Annotated in this window: 16 protein-coding genes; 11 read left to right on the top strand and 5 right to left on the bottom strand. The window is 69.7% G+C overall.

The window, feature by feature from the left end:
• Positions 1–141: 141 nt before the first annotated feature.
• Positions 142–585 carry a nucleotidyltransferase family protein gene (locus MTBUT4_RS02515; RefSeq protein ID WP_173978085.1) on the bottom strand — a complete coding sequence of 148 codons (444 nt, stop codon included), beginning with the start codon at positions 583–585 and terminating at the stop codon, positions 142–144.
• Between the two features lie 73 nt (positions 586–658).
• Between MTBUT4_RS02515 and MTBUT4_RS02510 the strand changes: the two genes are divergently transcribed.
• From MTBUT4_RS02510 to MTBUT4_RS02480, 7 genes are all read left to right on the top strand, one after another.
• Entirely contained in the window at positions 659–1555 is an 897-nt protein-coding gene (locus MTBUT4_RS02510) for a YicC/YloC family endoribonuclease (RefSeq protein WP_254434703.1), read from the top strand.
• A gap of 10 nt (positions 1556–1565) precedes the next feature.
• Complete coding sequence (gene gmk / locus MTBUT4_RS02505) at positions 1566–2219, top strand: guanylate kinase (RefSeq protein ID WP_173978084.1); 654 nt, start codon at positions 1566–1568, stop codon at positions 2217–2219.
• Positions 2220–2222: 3 nt separating this feature from the next.
• Complete coding sequence (locus MTBUT4_RS02500; protein ID WP_173978083.1) at positions 2223–3230, top strand: glycosyltransferase family 9 protein; 1008 nt, start codon at positions 2223–2225, stop codon at positions 3228–3230.
• 68 nt (positions 3231–3298) lie between these two features.
• Entirely contained in the window at positions 3299–3823 is a 525-nt protein-coding gene (locus tag MTBUT4_RS02495) for an adenine phosphoribosyltransferase (RefSeq protein ID WP_173978082.1), read from the top strand.
• Positions 3824–3855: 32 nt separating this feature from the next.
• Positions 3856–6813: a PAS-domain containing protein gene (locus tag MTBUT4_RS02490; RefSeq protein WP_173978081.1), complete on the top strand. Its 2958-nt coding sequence runs from the start codon at positions 3856–3858 to the stop codon at positions 6811–6813.
• Positions 6814–6851: 38 nt separating this feature from the next.
• A complete protein-coding gene (locus MTBUT4_RS02485; protein WP_173978080.1) occupies positions 6852–7694 on the top strand; it encodes a hypothetical protein in 843 nt (280 codons plus the stop codon).
• Between the two features lie 71 nt (positions 7695–7765).
• The gene (locus tag MTBUT4_RS02480) at positions 7766–9127 is read left to right on the top strand and encodes a GH1 family beta-glucosidase (RefSeq protein WP_173978079.1); all 1362 of its coding nucleotides are present in this window, start codon (positions 7766–7768) and stop codon (positions 9125–9127) included.
• A 45-nt stretch (positions 9128–9172) separates the two neighbouring features.
• Here the strand turns inward: MTBUT4_RS02480 and MTBUT4_RS02475 are convergent, their stop codons facing one another.
• Both MTBUT4_RS02475 and MTBUT4_RS02470 read right to left on the bottom strand, forming a co-directional pair.
• Positions 9173–10852, bottom strand: a complete 1680-nt coding sequence (locus tag MTBUT4_RS02475; RefSeq protein WP_173978078.1) for an HlyD family type I secretion periplasmic adaptor subunit — start codon at positions 10850–10852, stop codon at positions 9173–9175.
• Positions 10849–12648, bottom strand: a complete 1800-nt coding sequence (locus MTBUT4_RS02470; protein WP_173978077.1) for a peptidase domain-containing ABC transporter — start codon at positions 12646–12648, stop codon at positions 10849–10851. The genes MTBUT4_RS02475 and MTBUT4_RS02470 overlap by 4 nt, the downstream gene beginning before the upstream one ends.
• 254 nt (positions 12649–12902) lie before the next feature.
• On the opposite strand from MTBUT4_RS02470, the gene MTBUT4_RS02465 reads away from it, so the two are divergent.
• The 3 genes from MTBUT4_RS02465 (at position 12903) to MTBUT4_RS02455 (ending at position 19732) form a co-directional block, all read left to right on the top strand.
• Positions 12903–13841, top strand: coding sequence for a hypothetical protein (locus tag MTBUT4_RS02465; protein ID WP_254434702.1), 939 nt, complete (start codon positions 12903–12905; stop codon positions 13839–13841).
• A 240-nt stretch (positions 13842–14081) separates the two neighbouring features.
• Positions 14082–16142, top strand: coding sequence for an adenylate/guanylate cyclase domain-containing protein (locus tag MTBUT4_RS02460; protein ID WP_173978076.1), 2061 nt, complete (start codon positions 14082–14084; stop codon positions 16140–16142).
• A 17-nt stretch (positions 16143–16159) separates the two neighbouring features.
• Complete coding sequence (locus MTBUT4_RS02455; RefSeq protein ID WP_173978075.1) at positions 16160–19732, top strand: CHAT domain-containing protein; 3573 nt, start codon at positions 16160–16162, stop codon at positions 19730–19732.
• Between the two features lie 61 nt (positions 19733–19793).
• On the opposite strand, the gene MTBUT4_RS02450 is transcribed toward MTBUT4_RS02455, so the two are convergent.
• The gene (locus tag MTBUT4_RS02450) at positions 19794–21272 is read right to left on the bottom strand and encodes a TolC family protein (RefSeq protein WP_173978074.1); all 1479 of its coding nucleotides are present in this window, start codon (positions 21270–21272) and stop codon (positions 19794–19796) included.
• Between the two features lie 221 nt (positions 21273–21493).
• Here MTBUT4_RS02450 and MTBUT4_RS02445 point away from each other — a divergent pair, with 221 nt between their 5' ends.
• Positions 21494–22144, top strand: coding sequence for a GntR family transcriptional regulator (locus tag MTBUT4_RS02445; protein ID WP_173978073.1), 651 nt, complete (start codon positions 21494–21496; stop codon positions 22142–22144).
• Here the strand turns inward: MTBUT4_RS02445 and MTBUT4_RS02440 are convergent.
• Complete coding sequence (locus tag MTBUT4_RS02440) at positions 22128–22742, bottom strand: TerC family protein (RefSeq protein ID WP_173978072.1); 615 nt, start codon at positions 22740–22742, stop codon at positions 22128–22130. The two genes, MTBUT4_RS02445 and MTBUT4_RS02440, sit on opposite strands and share 17 nt — an antisense overlap.
• Positions 22743–22766: the final 24 nt, after the last annotated feature.

Raw genomic sequence — 22766 nt, 5'->3', positions numbered from 1 at the left:
GGCGCGTCCGCGCCCTTGTGGGCGAAGCCCACCCTCGCAGGCTCGGGCCGCCATGAAGGGCGTCGTTTGCCCCTGCGGGGCGGCACGGCCGCCGCCGCAATGGCGGCAGGATGCCGGTCAAACCGGTGGTATTGACCGGCATCATGTCTCGCACGCCTCCTCGCCGAAGACGGGCAGGCATTCGGCCAGGATGCGGGCCTTCAGGCGCGGCTTGATGTTGCCGCGGGTGATCAGATCGACCGGGCGTCCCAGCAGGCCCTCCAGCGCGTGCTTCAACTCGACGTAGCGGAACAGGCCGCCGGGCTGGCCGGGATGGAAATCGACCAGCAGGTCGACGTCGGACATGGGCCGGGCCTGGTCGCGGCCGACGCTGCCGAACAGCGCCGCCGAGCGCACCCCGAAGCGGGAGAAGACGTCGGGATGGTCGCGCAGCCGCGCCACCACCTCGTCGCGGCTGGCCGGCGGGCGCTGGCGGGCGATGCGGCCGGCATAGCTTTTCACCGCCTCCACCTTGTCGGCGGGGACGCGGACGGTGACCTCGACCACGCTGGGGCGGCCCCGGGCGGGGTGGCGGCGTTCGCTCATGGTGATCAGGATAGCCCGGGCGGACGGCCCACGCTATAACCGTCGCCAACCATTGAAAGGGAGCGCGACAGCAGTGACCGTTGCCAGCATGACCGGCTATGCCCGCGCCCAGGGCGGCGATTCCCAGGTGTCCTGGGTGTGGGAGGCGAAAAGCGTCAACGGCCGCGGCCTGGAACTGCGCTGCCGCCTGCCCTCGGGCCACGATTCGCTGGAGCCGGCGGCGCGCGAGGCGGCGCAGAAGCGGCTGAAGCGCGGCAACATCCAGTTCTCCCTCAACGTCACCCGCGTCACCGAGGCGCCGGCGGTGCGCGTCAACGCCGATCTGCTGGGCCAGGTGATCCGCCTGATCGAGGACATGGGGCCGCGCCATCCGGTGATCGCCCAGGCGCGCTGGGACGGATTGCTGGCCATCCGGGGCGTGCTCGAGCCCATGGAGGCCGAGGAGACCGACGCCGAGGCGGTGCGCCAGGCCCGCGAGGGCGCCATGCGCGCCACCCTGGAGCAGGTCATCGAGTCCCTGGCCGCCATGCGGCTGTCGGAAGGGGCACGCATCGCGGCGGTGCTGCGGACCCAGCTGGACGAGGTCGCCGCCCTGGCCGCCCGCGCCGGCGCCTGCGCCGTGCTGCGCCCCGAGGCGGTGAAGGAGCGCCTGCGCGCCCAGGTCGCCGCGGTGCTGGAGGCCGCCCCCGCCTTGTCCGAGGAGCGGGTCGCCCAGGAAGTGGCGCTGATCGCCGTCAAGGCCGACGTGCGCGAGGAACTGGACCGCCTGGCCGCCCACGTCGCCGCCGCCCGCGAACTGCTCGAGGCCGGCGGCGCGGTGGGGCGCAAGCTCGACTTCCTGGCGCAGGAGTTCAACCGCGAGGCCAACACCCTGTGCTCCAAGTCGTCGGACGTGGACCTGACCCGCATCGGCCTCGACCTCAAGGCCGTCATCGACCAGTTCCGCGAGCAGGTCCAGAACATCGAATAGGGGGAATGAAATGACCGCGTCGCCGCCCGCAAACCTGCCCACCGTGCCGCGCCGCGGCGTCATGCTGGTGCTGTCCTCGCCCTCGGGCGCCGGCAAGAGCACCATCGCCAAGGCGCTGCTGGCCCGTGACCCCGACATCAGCATGTCGGTGTCGTGCACCACCCGGCCGCCACGCCCGGGCGAGGTCGACGGCAAGGACTATCATTTCATCGACGTCGAGCGCTTCCAGGCCATGGTCGCCGCCGGCGAGTTCCTGGAACACGCCCGCGTCTTCGACAATTTCTACGGCACCCCGCGCGGCGCGGTCGAGGCGGCGCTGGGCTCGGGCCGCGACGTGCTGTTCGACATCGACTGGCAGGGCACCCAGCAGCTGGGTCAGAACGCGCGGGCCGACCTGGTCACCGTGTTCATCCTGCCGCCCTCGCTGGCCGAGCTGGAGCGCCGCCTGCGCACCCGCGCCCAGGACACCGACGAGGTGGTGAAGAAGCGCATGGCCAAGGCCGGCGACGAGATGAGCCACTGGTTCGAATACGAGTACATCCTGCTCAACACCGAGGTGGACCGCTCCATCGCCCGCGTCCAGGCCATCCTGGATGCCGAGCGGCTGAAGCGCGACCGCCAGGTCGGCATGGCCGGCTTCGTCAACCACCTGCGCGGCCAATAAGGGATGGTGGAAGCGCCGGCCTCGATCCTGGTCTATGTCGGCCTCGACGCGGTCGGCGACGGGCTGATGAAGCTGCCGTTCGTGCGCGCGCTGCGGGCGGCCTTCCCCGCCGCCCGCATCACCTGGATGGCGGGCAAGGGCCACACCGTCTATGCCGGCGTGCTGGGCCCGGTGGTGGCCGGGCTGGTGGACGAGGTCATCGACGACGCTCATGTCGGCAGCCGTCTGCGCGAGCTGGTGGGGCGCCGGCCGCTGGACGGGCGCGCCTTCGACCTGGTCATCGACACCCAGCGGCGCCTGCTCACCACCCTGATCCTGCGCCGCATCCGCCACCGCCGCTTCCTGTCGGCGGCGGCCGGGTTCCGGTTGTCCGACCTGCGCCCCGCCGCCGGCCGGGTGCGCCCGCCCGCCATGGTCGGGCAGTTGCTGGCGCTGGCCGAACTGGCGGCCGGCGGTGCGGTCACCGCCGCCGCGGCGCTGCCGCGCGACGCGGCCGCCGAGGCGCTGGCCGACGGTCTGCTGCCGCCCGGCCCGACCTATGTCGGCTTCGCCCCCGGTGCCGGCGGGCGCCACAAATGCTGGCCGCTGGAACGCTATCTGGAGCTGGCGGCGGCCGAGGCCGGGCAGGGGCGGGTGCCGGTGTTCTTCCTCGGACCGGCCGAGGCCGACTGGGCGCCGGCGGTGCGCCGCGCCGTTCCCCATGCGGTGCTGCCGCTGCAGGGCGGGCATGCGGCGACGCCCATGCTGACCATCGCCCTGGCCCGGCGGCTGGCGCTGGCGGTGGCCAACGATTCCGGCGCCGGCCACATGCTGGCGGCGGCCGACATTCCCCTGGTCTCGCTGTTCGGCCCGACCCCGCCCGAGAAGTTCGCCCCCGCCGCCCGGCGGCTTGCGGTGATCCGCGCCCAGGCCTGGGGCGGCGAGGCCATGGAGCTGATCCCGGTGGACGCGGTGGCGGCGGCCATGGCCGGGTTCCAGGCCGAGCACGCCCCGGTCCCGGCTTTGCTTTGACCGTGCCCGGACGTCGGTAGTACCATTGATCCTCCGTTTGCGCCCGATCATCAGGGGATAGGGGTTTCATGGACATCAAGGACCACATTCGCGGCATCCCGGACTTTCCCAAGCCGGGGATCCTGTTCTACGACATCTCGACGCTGCTGGCCCATCCCGACGCCTGGCAGGTGGCCATGGGCCGGCTGGCCCGCGAAGTGCGCCGGTTCCAGCCCGACATTCTGGCCGGCATCGAGTCCCGCGGCTTCCTGGTGGCGGCGCCGCTGGCGCTCAAGCTGGGCTGCGGCTTCGTCATGCTGCGCAAGAAGGGCAAGCTGCCGGGCAAGACCATCAAGCACGAATACGCGCTGGAATACGGCACCGACACCATCGAGATCCAGGCCGACGCCATCGAGAAGGGGCAGCGGGTGGTGATCCTGGACGATCTGCTGGCCACCGGCGGCACCATGGCGGCGGGCATCAACCTGCTGCGCGGGGTCGGCGCCGAGGTCACCGGCGCGGCGGCGATGATCGAGCTGACCTTCCTGCCCGGCCGCCGGAAGCTGGAAGAGCTGAAGGTTCCGTTCACGTCCCTGGTCGCCTACGACGACTGACGGGCGGGCGCCCGGAGGAGGGGCGCTTCCGCATGGAACTGGCGTTGCAGGCAGCCTTGCTGGGTGCGGTGATGGGTTCGGCGCTGCTGGCCCTGTCCACTCTCTATGGCTGGAGCCTGCCCGGTGCCCCCTCCTCCTACGGCTGGTGGGCGGGGGCGTTCGTGCTCCAGGCCGTGGGCATGGCGGTGCTGCTGCTGCCCATGGCCGACCGCGCGCTGGTGGCCCACATATCCGATGGTCTGCACGGGCTCAGCGCCGGGTTCGGCCTGTGCGGCGCGCTGGCGCATGGCGGGCGACGGGTGCGGCCGGTGCTGATGGTTGCCGGACTGGCGATGGCGGCGGCCTGGCTGGGGGTGGCCGAACACCTGCGGGCCGGGCTGGGTCTGGCCGACATGCCGCTGTGCGGCATCGGCGGCGTGCCCTTGCTGCTCGCCGCCTGGTTCTTCCTGACCGGCGCCGCCGGGGCGTCGCGCTCCGACGCCAAGCGCATCGCCGCCACCACCTTCGCCGCGGCCGGCCTGCACCAGCTGGCGACGCCGTTGCTGCATGCCTCGGCGCTGTTGGCGACCTGGAGCTTCGTGCTGTCGCAGTTCCTGTCCATGGCGCTGGCGCTGGCGCTGCTGATGGTGGTGCTGCGCCGCCAGCAGGCCCGCGCCGACAGCGAGGGCCAACGCGCCGATCTGCTGCAGAGCCGCCTGATCGACGCCTTCTCCGGGGTCGAGGACGGCCTGGCGGTGTTCGACGCCGCCGATCGGCTGGTCACCTGCAACGACCGCTATCTCGACATGCTGGCCCCGGCCGCCGGCGCCATCAAGCCCGGCCGCAGCTTCGCCGACATCCTGGCCGCCGAGGCCGAACGCGGCGTGGTGGTGGGGGTGGCCGGCACCGAGCAACGTTGGGTGGCCGAGATGCTGGATTCCCAGGCCCGCGCCGAGGGCCGCGAGGTCGAGCTGTGGGACGGCCGCTGGGTGGCGATCAGCGTCTACCGCACCGCCGATGGCGGGCGGCTGCGAATCCTGCGGGACATCACCAACCGCAAGCACGCCGACATCGCGCTGCAGGAAAGCGTCAGCTGGCTGCGCGGCATCATGGATACCGTGGTCGACGGCATCGTCACCATCGACGAGACCGGGACCGTGCTGTCCTTCAACCGGGCGGCCGAGCGCATCTTCGGCTTCGCCTCGGAGGAGGTGGCGGGACGCAACGTCAGCATGCTGATGCCCGAGCCCTATCGCAGCGAGCATGATTCCTATCTGCGCCGCTATGTCGAGACGCGCGAGGCGCGGATCATCGATGTCGGCCGCCAGGTCAAGGGCGTGCGCAAGGATGGCGCCGTGTTCCCGCTGGAACTGGCGATCACCGAGATGCGCCAGGGCGACATGGTCACCTTCATCGGCCTGGTGCGCGACATCACCGACCGCAAGCGGGTCGAGGACGCCCTGGTCGAAAGCGAGCAGCGCTTCCGCGATCTGGCCGAATCCGCCTCCGACTGGTTCTGGGAGCTGGACGGGGAACTGTGCTTCACCTTCGTCTCGGGCCGTGTGCGCCAGGTGCTGGGAGTCGGCCCCAACCACTTCATCGGCCGCGCCTTCGCCGGCCTCGCCGATGTCGGCGCCGAGGCCGAGGACTGGGCGGCCCAGGTCAAGGCCATGCAGGCACGCCGTCCCTTCCGCGGCTTCGTGTTCCGCCAGGCGCTGCCCTCGGGGGCGGTCAAGTACATCGAGATGGCGGGCCGGCCGGCCTTCGATTCCGATGGGCGCTTCCGCGGCTATCGCGGCACCGCCACCGACATCACCCCGGTCAAGCGGCACGAGCAGGAGGTCGGCGCCCAGTCGGCATTGCGCCAGGCCATCATCGACAACATGGGCCAGGGTGTCGCGGTGTTCGACGGCTCCGAAATCCTGGTGGCGCTGAACCGCCAGGCGCGCGTGCTGCTGGATTTCGCCGACGGCGAGCTGGAGCAAGGGGTCGCGCGCCTCGAGGACATGCTGATGCACATGGCCAAGAACGGCGAATTCGGCCGCGGCGACGCCGCCCAGCAGGCCGGCCGCCGCCTGCGCCGCCTGCGCCGCCAGCCCAGCCAGACGTTCGAGCACCTGCGCCCCAGCGGCATCGCGCTGGAGGTGCGCTCCACCGCCATGCCCAAGGGCGGGCTGATCCTCACCTTCTCGGACATCACCGAGCGCAAGCGCAGCGAGGATGCCCTGCGCGAGGCCAAGGAGGCGGCGGAGCGCGGCAACCGAGCCAAAGCCACCTTCCTCGCCAACATCAGCCATGAGCTGCGCACACCGCTGAACGCCATCATCGGCTTCTCCGAACTGATGAAGCACGAGATCTACGGGCCGATGGAGCCGGTCGCCTATGGCGGCTACGTCGACGACATCCACGAAAGCGGCATGCACCTGCTCGAGCTCATCAACGACATCCTGGACATGTCCAAGGCCGAGGCCGGCATGACCGAACTGGACGTGACCGAGGTGGAGGTCGGGCCGGTGCTCCAGGGGGCGGTACGCATGATGGCCCGGCGCGCCCAGTCCCACGGCATCCTCCTGTCGGCCATGGTCCCCCCCGATCTGCCCTTCCTGCGCGCCGACGAGCGGCGGCTGCGCCAGATCGTGCTCAACCTGGTGTCCAACGCGGTGAAGTTCACCGAGGAGGGCGGCAGCGTCACGGTTTCGGCCGCCGTCGGCGCCGACGGGCTGACCATCACCGTGGCCGACACCGGCATCGGCATGACCGAAGAAGAGATGAAGCGGGTGATGGAGCCGTTCGTCCAGGCCGACACCCGGCTGTCGCGCAAGTACGAGGGCACAGGGCTGGGCCTGCCCCTGACCAATGCCCTGGTTTCCGCCCATGGCGGTCGGCTCACCCTGCGGTCTTCGCCGGGGGCGGGGACCGTCGCCACCGTCGCCTTTCCGCCGGAGCGGGTGGTGCGCCATGGCGATACCGCCATGCTCGCCGCCCTCGACGGAGTCGGCGAAACCGGGTAAGGTGCGCGCCCGCGAGACCAGCGTTTCAGGACCGCCTCATGCTCCGCCCCATGCTCGTCGCCGCAATTCTCCTCGCCGCCGGACCCGTGCTGGCGCAGCAGCCCCCGGTCGATCTTCTGCCGGCGCGCCCGGCGGTTCCGCCGGTCGTCGCCGAACCGCTGCCGCCGCCGCCCGGGGCGCCCGTGGTGGAGGAGCCCGCTCCCACCTTCCAGCCGATCCGCCCGGCCGAACCGGAGCCGGCCCCTGTCCCTGTCCCTGTCCCGGTCCCGGTCCCGGCCGTCCCCCAGGTCCCGGCGCCGGCGCCTGAAGCCGCCGCGCCGCCGCCGGTCCCGGCCGCCGAAAATCCCGCCGAGGGCGGTTCCGCCGGCCTCGGGCCGTCGCTCGCCTCGGCCGCGCTGCTGGTGTTGGGCGCGTTGCTGGCCGGGCTGTTCGGCCTGGTCGGCGGCATCCTCGCCCGCCGTCACGATTTCGCCCGCCGCCGCCGCGCCGTCGCCGCCGCCCTGGCCACCGAGCTGGAGACCCGCCGGCTGGCCTTCGAGGCGGTGCCGCTGCCGCCCAATGTCGAGGCCGGGGTGTCGTTCGTCTCGTCGGTGGTGTCGCTGGCCGGCATCGATGCCGGCTTCCGCTCGGCCCAGGGTGAACTGTTCCTGCTGCCGGGCAAGCTTTCCGGCAACGTCTCGGTCCATTACGCCGCGGTGCAGCGGGTCGCCGACGTCATCAAGAGCCAGAGCTTCGCCGCCGGGCTGCGCATGCTGCAGGCCAACCGGCTGGGCGGCAATCCCTGCCCCGACGCCGGCACCATGCGCGACGCCCATGTGGAACTGGGCGCCGCCTTCCGCGGCATCGACAAGCTGATCGGCTCCCTGCGCAACCTGGCGTGATCCCGCCGAGCCTTCCTTGACCCCCTGCCTGTCAGGCGTATCCTGAAGGAAAGCCAGTCAGGGAGGACGTCATGGCAAAGGACAAGGGCAGGAACGGCAAGGCCCATCCCCTCGGGGTGCGTCCCGATTTCGTCTGGGGCGCCTCGACCTCGGCCTACCAGATCGAGGGCGCGGCGTTCGAGGACGGGCGCGGCCCCAGCATCTGGGACGTCCATTGCCGCACCCAGGGGCGCACCGCCAACGGCGATACCGGCGACGTCGCCTGCGACCATTATCACCGCTACAAGGAAGACGTGGCGCTGATGAAGACGCTGGGCGTTGGTGCCTACCGCTTCTCGGTGTCGTGGCCGCGCGTGCTGCCCAGGGGGCGCGGCGCCGTCAACGCCAAGGGCCTGGATTTCTACGACCGGCTGATCGACGAGGTGCTGGCCGCCGGCATCACCCCCTGGCTGTGCCTGTACCACTGGGACCTGCCGCAGCGCCTGCACGAGCTGGGCGGCTGGACCAACCGCGACGTGGCCGGCTGGTTCGCCGATTACACCACCCTGGTGGCGCGCCGCTTCGGCGATCGGGTCAAGCATTTCGCCACCTTCAACGAGCCCAACGTCTGCACCCTGTTCGGCTACGCCATGACCTGGTGCGCCCCGGCGGCCGAGGACCGCGCCGCCTATCTCAGGGCCTGCCACCACGTCAACCTGGCCCACGGCGCCGGGGTCGACGTGGTGCGCGACCTGGTGCCGGGCGCCTCCATCGGCTGCGTCTACAACCTGCAGCCGATCCATCCCGCCGACGAGTCCAGCGAAGCCGACCGGCAAGCGGCGGACCAGTTGGACGCCCACTGGAACCGGGTCTACGCCGACCCGCACATCCTCGGGCACTACCCGGCCAACGTGGTCAACGACTACGAGCCCCACGTGCAGGCCGGCGACATGGCGCGCATCTGCCGGCCCATGGACTGGGTCGGCATCAACCATTACGGCCCGATCTGGGCCAAGGCCGATGCGGACGCCCAGATGGGCTTCGGCTGGGCCGACGTGAAGGTGGCCGAGGCCCATCCCGAGATCGGCTGGGAAATCTTCCCCGAGGCCTTCACCGACCAGCTGATGGAGACCCATGCCCGCTACGGCATGCCCATCTACATCACCGAGAATGGCTGCGGCCGCGACGACGACAAGGAATTCGCCGACGACAAGGGCTATGTCGACGATTTCTACCGGGTCAGCTACCTCAAGCTCTACACCGCCGCCATGGCCGAGGCGATCCGCAAGGGCGCCGACGTGCGCGGCTATTTCATCTGGTCGCTGCTGGACAATTTCGAGTGGGGATCGGGCTACGGCAACCGCTTCGGCATCATCCGCGTCGACTTCCCCACCGGGCGGCGGTTTCCCAAGAAATCGTTCAAGTGGTACGCCGACACCATCAAGGGGAAGTAGAGCTAGCCCCTCCCCTTTCATGGGGAGGGGGGACGTTTGGCCGCGTCAGCGTTCCCGGAACGCCTCGTGGCGCAGTTTGACCACCGGCTTGATCAGGTATTCCATCACCGTGCGCTGGCCGGTGTGGATCTCGACGGTGGCCTGCATGCCGGCGGTGATGATGCGCTTCGAGTCCTCGTCGCCGAGATAGGCGCGGTCGGTCTGCACCACCACGCGGTAGAAGGGCTGCTCCTCGGCGCCGGTGGTGGTGTCGGGGGCGACCAGGATGACCTCGCCCTCCAGCCCGCCATAGGTGGTGTAGTCGTAGGCCGACAGCTTGACCATGGCCTTCTGCCCGACCTGGACGTAGCCGCGGTCCATGGGCGACAGCTTGGTGTCGATCTGCAGCCGCTCGTGCAGCGGCACGATTTCCATGATGGGATCGCCCGGGCGCACCACGCCGCCGATGGTGTTGGCGCGCAGGTTCTTGACGATGCCGTCGATGGGGCTGGTGATCAGGGTCCGGCGCTGCTGGTCCGAGGCCTGGGACAGCAGCTCGCGGGTGCGCGCGATGTTGAGTTCGGCCTCGGCCAGCTCGCCCTGGGCGCCGCGCACGAAGCGCGCCTGCTCTTCCTCGATGCGGCTTCTGGCCTCGGCCTGGGCCGCCTGGGCGCGCGGGATCGAGGCGCGCACCGAATCGAGCTGGCCGTCCAGTTCCTCGACCTGGCCCTGGAGCTGGACGTGATCCATCCTGGCGGTCAGGCCGGACTTCATCAACTCGCTGGACATGGCCAGGCGCTCGCGGGCCAGGCGCAGATTGTTGGCGACGGCGCGTTCGCGGGTCTGCAGCTCGGCCACCTCCAGCGCCTTCTGGCGGGCCTGGTCGTTCATCACCGCGATGGTCGCCTTCAGTGCCCCGCGCCGGCTCTGGAAATTGCGGCTCTCGGCGCTCACCAGGGTGGGCTGGCGCGCGGCCTCCTCCTTGGGGAAGGCCACCTCGGTGCCGGACACCTCGGCGATCAGGCGGGCGCGCTGCAGCATCAGGCCGTCGAGGCGGACCTGCAATTCGTCGCGGTTGACCGAGCTGGCCGACAGCTCGAGCTGCAGCAGCGGGTCGCCTTCCTTGACCACGGCGCCGTCGCTGGTGGTGATTTCGCGCACCACGCCGCCTTCCAGGTGCTGGATGACCTTGACCTTGCCTTCCGGCACCACCTCGCCTTCGGCGATGGCGACCTCGTCCAGGCGGGCGAAGAACGCCCAGGCGATGGACAGGGTGACGGCAACCATCACCGCCCGCCCGAGCGGCCGCCAGGTCGGCAGCGGATAGGACTGGCCCAGCGCCTGCAGGCGGTGCTGGGGGACGTCGGCAACCGGTTGCGGCGCCAGCGGGGCGAGGCCGGGCACCAGCCAGAACGTGAATTCCCGGACCCCCCGCCGCGCCAGAAGGGCGTAGAAGCGGACCCGCGCCATCGGCGACGAATCCTCGGGTGCGCCGATGTCCTGGGGTCCCAGCCAGCGCAACAGCAGGGCTGCCTTCGCCAATCCTCCGCGCAGCGCAGCGGAGCCCTTCGCCAACGCCCCGCGCAGCGCGGCGGAGCCCTTCGCCAACGCCCCGCGCAGCGCAGCGGAGCCCTTCGCCAACGCCCCGCGCAGCCGCTGGAGGACAAGGGCGGGCAGGGGCGGCGGCGGCACCGGCACCGGCACCTGCGGTTCGGGTCCGGGAGTCTCGGGAACCGGAGCATTCATCGCACCACCTCGCCCTGCAGCTGGTGGCGCGGCCCGGCGGCGGCGGCCGGGGACGCGGGGGGGGCGGCCGGATTCGGCACCGCCGCCGCCGGCGCCGGGCGGGGACCGAACAGGCGGGGCAGCACCTCGGCGGCGGGACCGGCGGCGGCCAGGTGGCCCTTGTCCAGCACCACCACGTCGCGGCAGGCCGGCAGCAGCACCGGCGAATGGGTCACCACCACCACCGTGCGGGTGGCCGCCAGCTGCGCCAGGGTGGCGCGCAGGTCCTCCTCGGCCTGGCGGTCGAGGCTGGCCGAGGGCTCGTCCAGCAGCAGCACCGGCGGGTCGCCGGCCAGGGCGCGGGCGATGGCGATGCGCTGGCGCTGGCCGGCCGACAACCGCGACCCGGCCTCGCCGATATTGGTGGCGTAGCCGTCGGGCATGTCGACGATGGCGTGATGCACGCCGGCCGCCTGGGCCGCCGCCAGCAGGACGTCGTCGTCGCAGCCCGGCGCCCCGTAGGCGATGTTGTCGCGCACGCTGGCATTGAACAGCAGCGTCTCCTGCGGCACGTAGCCGATCCAGGCGGCCAGCTCCTTGCGGGTGAACTGGGCGACGTCGGCCTCGTCCAGCAGCACCCGTCCCCGGGTCGGGGCGTAGAGGCCCATCAGCACCTTCAGCAGGGTGGTCTTGCCGCTGCCGTTGCGGCCCAGGATGGCGGTGATGCCGCCGGGGCGGATCTCCAGGCGGTCCAGCGCCAGGGTGGGGGCGGATTTCTCGTCATAGCCGAACACCACGTCCTCGACCAGCATCCGGCCGCTCGGCCGCGCCATGCGGATGACGCTTTCGCGCCGCTCCTCGGGCTCGGCGAAGACCTCGCCCAGGCGGTCCACCGCCTGGCGCAGGCCGCCGAAGGTGCGCCACGCCCCGACCAGCTGGTTGATCGGGCCGTACAGGCGCGACGACAGCATGTTGCAGGCGATCAGGGCGCCCATGCTGAGCTCGTGGTCGATGATGTAGACGGCGCCCACCGTGGTCAGCGCCGCGGTGGCGATCATGGTCAGCAGGTTGCCCAGGTTGACGTAGCCGTCTGACACCGCGCCGCGCTGGATGGAATGCTCGATGGCGCCGGCCTGGCGCTCCTCCCAGATCGGGCGGATGGCGCGGTCCAGCGCCACCGCCTTGACGGTGCCGCGGCCCGAGATGATCTCGGCCACCAGGGCGTCGCGCTGGGCGGTGACGTTCTTCTCCTTCTGGGCGGTGTCGGACAGCGCCGCGCCCGACCGCCACGCCAGGAAGACGAAGGCGACGAACATCAGGACGAAGACCAGGGCCAGCGGCCGGCCGATGATGAAGATGACGGCCAGGAAGATGAGCACGAAGGGCAGGTCGGCCAGCAGCACCGCCGAGGCCCCGGAGACGGTGTTGCGCACGGTATCGACGTCGCGGAACAGCTGCTGCCAGAACGAGGCCGGGCGCGCCTCCAGGGTGCGCAGCGGCAGGTGCATCAGCTTGTCGAACAGGCGGGTGCCGATCTCGACATCGATCCTCAGCGCCACCGTCTGCATCACCCGGCCGCGGGTCTGGCGCAGCACGAAGTCGAACAGCAGCACCAGGGCGACGCCGATGACGAAGCCCTTCAGGGTCTCCATGGCGGAATGGCCGATGACGCGGTCGTAGACCTGCATCACGAAGATCGGCACCGCCAGCGCCATCAGGTTGATGAACAGCGAGGTGGTCAGCATCTCGCGCGCCACCGGCCGCATCGGGGCGATCAGCGAGGTCAGCCAGGCGCGCTTGTCTTCGACGGCAGTCATGATTCGAACATTTGCCTTCACGGCGCAAGCCGACGCAAATGAAAAATGGCCCTCAGACTTGCTCCGGACTGGTCAGTCCAGGCATCGGGTGAATGCCCGAGGGCGCAGAAATTATCTTCATTCGCGTGACGAACCGCCGTTTTTTGCCTAATATCGTCACAGGGACGGAAGGCAAGTTGCCCGGTGCGACCTTGGGTCCGCTTCCGGCGCTCTGCCCCGCAGTGAAACGCAAACGCCAGCAGGAGAAGGCAATCATGTTCAGGCTATTCGCGGCCGTCGTTGCGACGGCGTTTGTGATTGCGGGGGCGCTCCCGGCGCTCGCCGGCGATCCGCCGGTTTCCATGCTGATCCAGGCCACCGGCACCATCGAGACCAGCAAGGACGGCGCCAAGTGGTCGCCGGTCACCCGCAACAAGTTCCTGTTCGCCGGCGACATGGTGCGCACCGGCGCCGACGGCGGCGGCAAGCTGGTCGACCAGGCCAGCAACATGTCGCAGACCATCGGCGCCAACGCCGAGGTCAAGGTCGAGGCGGCCGGCGCCAAGGCGGTCAAGGGCAGCCTGTCGGCGCCCGAGCCGGCCAGCGGCGACCTGGTGGCGGGCCTGGGCAACCGCTTCGCCGAGGCCCAGCGCTATACCACCGTGCGCCGCGCCGCCGGCAAGGCCACCACCGAGATCAAGCTGCGCGTGGTCTCCGACATCTCGCTGTCGCCGACCTATCCCGAGCTGATCTGGGAAGGCTACGGCAAGCAGTATTCCTACGTGCTCACCATCGACGGCAAGGACATGCCGGTGGCCGGCGCGGACGGCGACTTCATCCGCTTCAAGGTGCCGGAGCTGTCGGCGGGCAAGCACAGCTTCTCCGTCGCCGTGATGGAAGGCGGCACCAAGGTGGGCCAGGCCGACAAGGAAGGCACCATCGTGTGGCTGTCGGCGGCCGAGGACAAGGCGGTGGCCGACGAGCTGGCCAAGGTCCGGGCGGCGGTCGGCAACGACGACTTCACCATCGCCAGCTTCCTGGACTCCAAGGGCTTCACCGTGGCGGCCATGGATCTGTACCGGAAGTATTTCGATGCCAACAAGACCGACAACGAGATGCGGCCGCTGCTGATCAAGGCCTACAACGACCTCAAGCTCAAGGATCTGCGCCAGAAGGAAGCGCAGCTCTACAACGAGCAGCTGCAGGCCAATTGAGGATGTGACCATGCGCCCCGTCGATCGGTCGACGGGGCGCTTTTTTCAGATTCATCGCGGATTTGCGGGCGCGTGCGTTCGGATCGCACGACCCGTCGTTCCCGCGGAGGCGGGAACCCAGGAGTCACGGACGTGCCGGCGGTGCACCCCCTGGGTTCCCGCCTTCGCGGGGACGACGTCCACTTTGGGCGATACTCCCCCCGCTAATCCACGATGAACGTTTTTTTACGGGGGGTGGGAATGGGTGGTTTGTCGAAGCGCTACGACGTGATGCTGGCCGTCGTCATGTTCCTGCTCGCCATTCCGGCCCAGCACCTCGAGTGGTTCGCGCTGCTCGAGGACCAGACGCTGTCGTTCCGCCATCAGCTGCGCCTGGCCTACGGCGATCCCAAGGACCTGGCGTTCTCGAGCAACGACATCGTCCTGGTCAACACCGACGAGGCGTTCTTCCGCGCCTACAAGAGCTTCCCGTTCCGCCGCACCGACATCGGCGCCATCGTGCGCAACGTCCATGCGCTGGGCGCCAAAGTGGTGGCGGTCGACATTCTCATGGACTTCCCCAGTTCCTACGGCGAGGACCCCAAGCTGGCCCAGGACCTGAAGGGGGCCGGCAATACCCTGCTGGTGGCCCAGGCCCAGTTCGACCACGGCCGCTTCGTCAAGGTCAACCGGCCGACCGAGGAACTGCACGCCGCCTCGCGCAGCGCCTACACGAACATCAGCTCCAACAGCGCGCTGCTGACCATGCTGTCGCGCCTCAGGGTCTATCCCGAGATCGCCCGGGAACAGGACGGCTGGCCGTTCGCGGTGCAGGCGGCGGCCATGTATCTGGGGGTCGAGCCCGAGCTGGACGGCACCGTGCTGAAGCTGGGCGACATCTCGGTGCCGCTGGACCACGCCCACCGGCTCTACATCGACTATCCGCCGCTGCCCACCGGCAGCCGCTTCCTCAGCCAGACCGCCGGCATCAGCGCGCTGGACTTCCTCGACATCGAGGGAATGGACGAGAACGAGCGCGAAGAGCTGTCCTACTGGGTGCGCGACAAGATCGTCATCATCGGCGACACCTCCGAGGTCTCGCACGACTGGTTCGACACCCCCGTCGGCATGGTCTACGGGGTCGAGATCATCGCCGATTCCATCCACAGCCTGCTCAAGGGCGGGCCGCTGAAGCCGCCGCCGCCGCCGGTGCAGGCGGCGGTGATCGTCGGCGTCATGCTGCTGATGCTGGCCGTCGCCTTCCTGAGCAGCCCGCTGCTGCGCGCCCTGGCGGCCCTGGCGGTGCTGCTGGGCTACACCGCCATCGCCAGCGCCGCCTACGTCAAGGCCGGCGCGGTGCTGCCCCTGTCCTACGTGCTGCTGGCGGCGTTCCTCAGCTACCTGCTGGTGGAGTACCGCGCCTACATGATCGAGCGCGACCAGAAGCAGCAGATCGCCAAGACCTTCGGCCAGTACATCCCCACCGAGCTGGTGGAAGAGATGAACAAGACCGGCCAGCAGGTCTCGGTGGGCGGCGAAAGCCGCGAGATGACCGTGCTGTTCTCGGACGTGCGCGGCTTCACCACCATCTCGGAAGGTCTGAACCCGCAGGAACTGACCACCCTGATGAACGCCTTCCTCAGCCCGATGACCCACATCATCCACGACTATCGCGGCACCATCGACAAGTACATGGGCGACGCCATCATGGCCTTCTGGGGCGCCCCGCTGAAGGACGAGGACCATGCCCGCCACGCCGTCCAGGCGGCGCTGCGGATGAATGTGGGCATGGCCGAGCTGAGCGAGAGCTTCGTCGCCCGGGGCTGGAAGCCCCTCAAGATCGGCATCGGCCTCAATACCGGCGTGATGAACGTCGGCAACATGGGATCGGACTTCCGCCTTGCCTATACCGTGCTGGGCGACGCCGTGAACCTGGGCTCGCGCATCGAAAGCCTGACCAAGCAGTACGGCGTCAGCGTCATGATCAGCGAGTACACCAAGGCCAAGCTGCCCGACCTGATCGCCCGCGAAATGGACCGGGTGCGCGTGAAGGGCAAGGACCAGCCGGTGCAGATCCTCGAGCCGGTCGGTTTCGAGGGCGAGGTGGATGCCGACACCATCCGCCGCATCGAACGTCACCACGAGGCGCTGGTGCTCTATGCCCAGCAGAAGTGGGACGAGGCCCGCGCCATCCTTCTGGCGCTGCAGGCCGAGGAGCCGGACCGCAAGATCTACGCCGTCTACCTCGACCGCATCGCCCACTTCATCGAGGAGCCGCCGGGCGCGGATTGGGACGGCGTCTATACCCACAAGGAAAAGTAGGTCAGGAGAGCAAAGGCATGGCCGCACGTCGCGCTTCCACCATCCTGGCCTGCGCCACCGCGTTGTGCCTGACCCTGGCCGCCCTTCCCGGTTCGGCTCCGGCCCAGCAGGCGGCCGCGCCCGATGCCTTCCCGGCCTGGGTGGCCGAGCGCCAGGCCAAGGCCTCGGCCATCCCGCAGGGGCGCGAATCGGCGGTGGCGATCTGGAACCGCATGCGCCAGGGCGCCATGACCGCCGCCAATTCCGGCAATCTGGAGCGCGCTTTGCAGGTGGGGGCGCAGGCGCTTTCCGTCGCCAGCGACAATTTCGGCGCCGAGCACATCGCCGCCATCATCAGCGCCAGCGAGTTGGGCCAGATCCAGGCCGCCGCCGGCCGGCTGGAGGACGCTGCCGCCTCTTATCGCACGGCGATCGCCGCCGCCGACAAGGCGCTGGGGGCGGGGCACCCCGAGACCCTGAAGCTGCGCGAGCTGATGGCGGCGCTGGAGACCGCCCAGGCGCGCTATCCCCAGGCCGCTTCCATCCATGCCGAGATGGCCAAGGCCGCCGGCCAGGCGCTGGGCGCCGAGCACGACCTCACCCTGTCGGCCCTGCAGGCGCAGGGACGCGACCTGCAGAACGCCGCCCGCCACGCCGACGCCGACAAGGTGCTGGCCCCGGTCTGCGACGCCCGCGCCAAGGCGCTGGGCGCCACTCACCCCAAGACCGGCGCCTGCTTCGGCCAGCGCGCCGACCTCGCCCGCCAGACCGGCGAGATCGACAAGGCCGCCGAGCTGATCGCCAAGGCCATGGCGGCCAAGAGCGCCCCCAACGACCCGGCCAGCTTCGAGACCCGCTCCATCGCAGCCATGATCGCCTTCAAGCAGGGCAAGCTGGACCAGGCGCAGGGCCTGTTCGAGGCCCTGATCAAGGATGCCGAGGCGGCCGGCGACGGGGCCACCGCCACCAATGCCAAGGGCGATCTGGTCGATGTGATCGACGAGCGCGGCGATTACGCCCGCGCCGAGGCCCTGGCCGCCGAGGTGGTGGCCGCGCGCACCAAGACCCTGGGCGACGCCCATCCCAACACGGTGGCGGCGCTGTCCTCGCTGGGATCGGTGTACCGCAAGCAGGGCCGCCTGGCCGAGGCCGAGGCGACCTTCCGCACCGCCTACGAGCGGGCCGAGAAGGTTCTCGGCGCCGACCATCTCACCACCATCATCATGGCCAACAACCTGGGCGAGATCCTGGAGAAGCAGGGCCTGTTCGACCAGGCCGAGCCGTTCCTGCGCAGCGCCCTGGACGGCAGCCGCCGGGTGCTGGGCGAGACTCATCCCTCGACCCTGATCGGCCTTAACAACCTGGGCCTGCTGAACGAGAGCCAGGGCAATTTCGACAAGGCCGAGGCCAATTACAAAAGCGCCATCGCCGCCAATACCAAGCGGCTGGGGGCGAGCCATCCCGACACCATCGCCTTCGTCAACAACCTGGCCTACCTCCACCTGCTGAAGGAGGAGTTCGACAAGGCCGAGCCGCTGTTCCGCCAGGTCGTCGCCGCCTGGACCAAGTCCTACGGCGCCCGCCACCAGAACACCCTGAAGGCGCGCAACTCGCTGGCCCGCACGCTGCATCGGCTGGGCAAGGCCGGCGCGGCCGAGCCCATGTTCAAGGACGTGCTGAAGGCGCGCACCGAGGTGCTGGGGCCGAAGCACCTGGACGTCATGCGCACCCGCATCGATTTCGGCAACATGCTGCGCGACGCCAAGCGGCTGGACGAGGCCGAGGCCATGCTGGCGGCCGCCCGCGCCCAGGGCGAGGAAGTGCTGGGCGCGCTGCACCCCTATACCTTCGAGGCGCTGAACGGCCTGGCCGCGGTGAAGGAGCAGAAGGGCGACCTCAAGGGCGGCTTCGACGTCCGCGCCACCACCTTCGCCCGGCGCACCGACTTCCTCAACCGCATGCTCTACGTCACCGGCGACGACGCCCGCGAGGGCTATGTCCGGCTGCACCAGCCCGAGCTGGCCGCCTATATGGACCTGGCCACCCGCATGGACACCGAGACCGCCGGCCGCGCCCTGCTCGAGGTCAGCCTCAACCGCAAGGGCATCCTGTTCAAGGTCGCCTCGGAGTTGCAGCAGATCAACCGGCTGAACCGCAACCCCGAACTGGAGAAGCTGGGCGCCGAGCTGACCGAGACCCGCAAGAAGCTGGCGGCGCTCACCCTGTCCGGCCCCACCGAGGAGACCCGGGACAGCCATGCCGACGTGCTGGCCGGGCTCGAGGCGCGCATCAGCCGGCTGCAGGGCGATTTGGGCCGCGCCAGCGTGCGCTTCCAGAAGACGGTGGAACGTATCAGCCTGGACGAGCTGGTGACGGCGCTGCCCGAGGGCGGCGTGCTCATCGACTTCCTCGCCTTCTCGGTGCAGGGCAAGCCGCGCCTGGTCGCCGCCACCCTGCGCAAGGACGGCGGCAAGCCGGTGTTCGGCCTGGTCGAGTACAAGGACCCGGCCGCCATCGACGCCGCCATCCAGAAATACCGCACCGACATCCAGGACGAGGAAATCGACCTCGACGACATGCTGGAGACCGGGCAGAAGACCCATCAGCTGATCTGGGCGCCGCTGGATGCCGCCGTCGGCAGGGCTGCGACCGTCTATCTGGTACCCGACGGGATGCTCAACATCCTGCCCTTCACCGCCCTGGTCGAGGAGGACGGCAAGTATCTGATCGAACGCCTCGACCTGCACATCTACACCTCGTCGCGCAACCTGCTGCCCAGCAAGCTGCCGCCGGCCAAGGGCGGCTACATGATCAATGCCGGCCCCGACTACAATTCCGACGCGGTGGCCGGCAAGGACACGCTGGAAAAGGCGCGCTCGCGCGGCAGCTCCACGGCCAACGGCCTGCGCGGCATGTCCTCGGGCATGCGCGGCCTCAAGTTCGATCCACTGCCGGGCGCCGAGAAGGAAGGCCAGCTGATCGTCCAGAAGGTCAGCACGGTGGGCAAGCCCAATTCCATCTACAGCAAGCTGGACGCCCAGGAGCGGGTCCTGCGCGAGCTGTCGCAGCCGCCGGAATTCCTGCACATCGCCACCCACGGCTTCTTCCTCAAGCCCGACGACACGCTGCGCAAGCGCCTGCTCAAGCTGCAGCGCGGCGGCGACATCCAGCTGCCGCCACCGGGCGACAACCCGCTGCTGCGGGCCGGCCTGGCCTTCGCCGGCATCAACGCCAACGCCCAGCTGCTGGGCGAGATCGACACCGACAATGACGGCGTGCTGACGGCGCTGGAGGTGCTGGGGCTGGATCTCACCGGCACCCGGCTGGCCATCCTCTCGGCCTGCGAAACCGGCCTGGGCGAGATCCACGAGGGCGAAGGCGTCTACGGCCTGCGCCGCGCCTTCCAGGAGGCGGGCGCCGGTTCGGTGGTGTCGTCGCTGTGGGAAGTCAGCGACGCCGGCACCCAGACCCTGATGAACTCCCTCTACGGCCGCCTGCTGGCCGGCAAGTCGCCGCACCAGGCGCTGCGCGAGGCGCAACTGGAAATGCTGCGTATCGGCCAGTGGAGTTCGCCCTACATCTGGTCGGCGTTCTTCATGGTGGACGGGTGATGGCGCTCCCGGTGATCGGTTGCGATCACCGGGGCCCGGTGTAAGGATCAGGCGCCCCGGATTACCGGTACCAAGTGTTGGGCTGCTGCTGCGACGAATCCTGGAGCAGCCGTCCGACCCTGTCGTGCATGGGTTCCGGCGCCCCGGTGGGGACCACCGGTTCGGCGGCGAGGGGGGGAACGGAAAGGGATTGCGGCGCGTCGGAAACGGGTCCGCCCGCCGGCGGCAGGCGATCGACGTTGTCCACTTCCAGGCGGCCCATGGCGAACAGCAGCTCGTAGGAGTGCTGGATCACCTCGTAATAGGCGCGGGCGTACTTGACCCGGGCGTCGTTGATCTTGGTCTCGTCGTCGAGCACGTCCTGGGCGGTGGCCTTGCCGGCCTCGCGCCGCTTCTTCTGGCCTTCCCACAGCTCCTCGGCCAGGTTGGCCTCCTGCTCGGTCAGCGCCATCTTCTTGCGCGCGGTCTCCAGCTGGTGCCAGTAGATCTTGGCCGATTCGGTCAGCTTGCGGCTGGCATGGAAGCGGTCGTCCATGGCGGCGGCGTGGTCGTAGGAGGCCGCCGCCACCGCGGCATTGGTGCTGAAGCCGGAAAACAGCTCCCAGGTGGCGGTCAGCAGCAGCGACCAGTCGCGGCGCACGCCGATGGTGGCGTTCTTGTCGTTCTCGTAATTGGCCTTGCCGATCAGATCGAGGGCCGGATAGTAGCCGGCCTCGGCGGCGTTGCGCAGTTCGGCGTTCTTGTCGATCTTCTTGCTGACCTGCTCCAGCTGCGGGTTCTCGGCCTGGGCGGTGCGGATCACCTCTTCCATCTCGGGCGGGATCAGGTCGGCGGGCACCGGCGGGTCGCTCATGCGGGCAAGGTCGGGGGCGTGGCCGAAGACCTGGCTGTACTTGGCCACCGCGGTCAGGAAGTCGCCTTCGGTGCTGATGCGGTCGGTCATCACCCGCTGCAGCCGCTGCTTGGCGGCCAGCACGTCGTTGGCCATGCCGGCACCCTTCTGGACCCGCTCGTCCTCCAGGTTCAGCTGCTCCAGCACCTTGCGCTCGCTGTCGCGAAACAGCTGGATCAGGCGGTTCTGGCGCAGCACATCGACATAGGCCAGCACCCCTTCCAGGATCACCGACTGGCGGGTCAGGCGCAGATCGGCGGCGGCCATGTCGCGCCCGTACTTGGCGGCCTCGACCCCGGAATCGGTGGCGAAGCCGTCGAAGATCTTCTGGGTGATGGTGAGCCCCGAGGTCTCGCGCCCCTTATAGTAGCGGTGGCCTTCGGTCTGGCGGCGGGTCGGGCTGTCGACGTATTCCGGGCCGGAATCGCCGGTGACCGTCACCGACGGATAATAGCCGGAGCGGGCGACGCCGATGCCTTCGACCGCCGAGCCCACGGATTTCTGCTTGGACAGGATCTGCGGGTGGGTCTGGATCAGGTCGCGCAGAACCTCGGTCACCGCCTGAGCCGAAGCGGCCGCCGGCAGGCCACAGCCGAGCGCGATCACCGCCGTCGCTAAAGCAAAGACCGAACGTCTGTTCCGCACCATTCCCCCTCGGCAACCCACCCGGGACATTCGGGCTACCACCAGTGGCGCCTCTTATACACCTGAATTCAGCGACTTGACCAGTGGGGAACGCGCGTGCAGGGGTGGGGCGCCGCCGCTCTGTATGCAATCTGTTGGAGGAGAAAGGCGCGGTTATCGGAACCGTGATAGAGCGTGGCGCAAAACTGCTACTCAAGAGAGCATGGCTGTGTTACGTATAAGCCATGATGGTATGCAACGTATCAACGAACATTCATACCCGCCGGGCTCGGCGCAAGCTGGTCGCCGACAAGCCGACCCTGGCCGAGCTGTGCTGGCTGCAGATGGCGGCCGAGATCGTGGCGGGCGAACTGCCGGCGGGCCTGCGCCTCGACGAGATCGACCAGGCGGAACGCCTGGGCGTGTCGCGTACCCCGGTGCGCGAGGCGCTGCGCCTGCTGACCGCCACCGGCCTGGTGTCGCATGCCAATTTCTGCGGCGCGGTGGTGATCGACGAGGCCGCCCGCCACCTGTTCGACGCCCTGGCCCGGACGGAGGCCCTGTGCGCCCATCTGGCGGCCGAGCGCATGGATGCGGCGGCGCGCGCCGCCCTGCGCCTGCTGGCCGACCGCTCGGGTCCGTGGCTCGACGCGGTTCATGCCGGCTGCGGCAACCCGGTCCTGGCGGGCACCGCGCGGACCCTGTGGCGTCCCGTCCAGGTGGCGGCGGAGCGGGCCGGCCGGCCGCCCGATCGCGATCGCCGGGGGCGGGACATGGCGCGCGCCGTGGCCGCCGCCGACATTGCCCTGGCCGAGCGGCGCGCCGACGCCTGGGCCGCCGGCTGGGCCGCGGAGGTGCCGCCGGCGCCCTGGCTGATGGTCAGGCCGAAGCCATAGCCACCAGCTGGTGGCCGCCCTCCCACATCATGGACAGCGCCACGTACAGGATGATGGCCAGGCCGCCATAGGCGATCCAGCGGTAGCGATTGAGAAGTCCGGCGACGAAATTGGCGGCCAGGCCCATCAGCGCCACCGACAGCGCCAGGCCGATGACCATCACCAGCTCGTGCTCGCGCGAGGCGCCGGCCACCGCCAGCACGTTGTCGAGCGACATCGAGACGTCGGCGATCACGATGTTCCACACCGCCTGGCGGAAGGTGGTGCGGCCGGTTCCGGCCATGGCCGCTTCTTCCTCGTCGCTGCCGCCGCCGTGGTGCAGCTCGCGCCACAGCTTCCACGACACCCACAGCAGCAGCAGGCCGCCGGCGAAGACCAGCCCGACGATCTGCAGCAGTTGGATGGTGAAGGCGGCGAAGACGATGCGCATGACCGCCGCCACGACGATGCCGACGAAGATGGCGCGCTTGCGCAGATCGGGGCTCAGCCCCGCCGCCGCCATGCCGACGACGATGGCGTTGTCGCCGGCCAGCGCCACGTCGATGGCGATCACCTGGAACAGGGCCGACAGGGCCTCGATGTTGAGAAGCTCATCCATGCCGAAGGCGTAGTGCTTTGGTTC

Origin of the sequence: Magnetospirillum sp. UT-4 (assembly GCF_902729435.1) — a bacterium.
In the GTDB taxonomy this organism is placed as follows: Bacteria; Pseudomonadota; Alphaproteobacteria; order Rhodospirillales; family Magnetospirillaceae; genus Magnetospirillum.
This window is presented reverse-complemented; position numbering and strand designations above follow the sequence as displayed.

Excerpts from the sequence above, each read along its gene's own strand:
- MTBUT4_RS02515 (WP_173978085.1), bottom strand. The coding sequence starts at position 585 with ATGAGCGAACGCCGCCACCCCGCCCGGGGCCGCCCCAGCGTGGTCGAG.
- gmk (WP_173978084.1), top strand. The coding sequence starts at position 1,566 with ATGACCGCGTCGCCGCCCGCAAACCTGCCCACCGTGCCGCGCCGCGGC.
- MTBUT4_RS02500 (WP_173978083.1), top strand. The coding sequence starts at position 2,223 with ATGGTGGAAGCGCCGGCCTCGATCCTGGTCTATGTCGGCCTCGACGCG.
- MTBUT4_RS02495 (WP_173978082.1), top strand. The coding sequence starts at position 3,299 with ATGGACATCAAGGACCACATTCGCGGCATCCCGGACTTTCCCAAGCCG.
- MTBUT4_RS02490 (WP_173978081.1), top strand. The coding sequence starts at position 3,856 with ATGGAACTGGCGTTGCAGGCAGCCTTGCTGGGTGCGGTGATGGGTTCG.
- MTBUT4_RS02485 (WP_173978080.1), top strand. The coding sequence starts at position 6,852 with ATGCTCCGCCCCATGCTCGTCGCCGCAATTCTCCTCGCCGCCGGACCC.
- MTBUT4_RS02480 (WP_173978079.1), top strand. The coding sequence starts at position 7,766 with ATGGCAAAGGACAAGGGCAGGAACGGCAAGGCCCATCCCCTCGGGGTG.
- MTBUT4_RS02475 (WP_173978078.1), bottom strand. The coding sequence starts at position 10,852 with ATGAATGCTCCGGTTCCCGAGACTCCCGGACCCGAACCGCAGGTGCCG.
- MTBUT4_RS02470 (WP_173978077.1), bottom strand. The coding sequence starts at position 12,648 with ATGACTGCCGTCGAAGACAAGCGCGCCTGGCTGACCTCGCTGATCGCC.
- MTBUT4_RS02465 (WP_254434702.1), top strand. The coding sequence starts at position 12,903 with ATGTTCAGGCTATTCGCGGCCGTCGTTGCGACGGCGTTTGTGATTGCG.
- MTBUT4_RS02460 (WP_173978076.1), top strand. The coding sequence starts at position 14,082 with ATGGGTGGTTTGTCGAAGCGCTACGACGTGATGCTGGCCGTCGTCATG.
- MTBUT4_RS02455 (WP_173978075.1), top strand. The coding sequence starts at position 16,160 with ATGGCCGCACGTCGCGCTTCCACCATCCTGGCCTGCGCCACCGCGTTG.
- MTBUT4_RS02450 (WP_173978074.1), bottom strand. The coding sequence starts at position 21,272 with ATGGTGCGGAACAGACGTTCGGTCTTTGCTTTAGCGACGGCGGTGATC.
- MTBUT4_RS02445 (WP_173978073.1), top strand. The coding sequence starts at position 21,494 with ATGATGGTATGCAACGTATCAACGAACATTCATACCCGCCGGGCTCGG.
- MTBUT4_RS02440 (WP_173978072.1), bottom strand. The coding sequence starts at position 22,742 with ATGGATGAGCTTCTCAACATCGAGGCCCTGTCGGCCCTGTTCCAGGTG.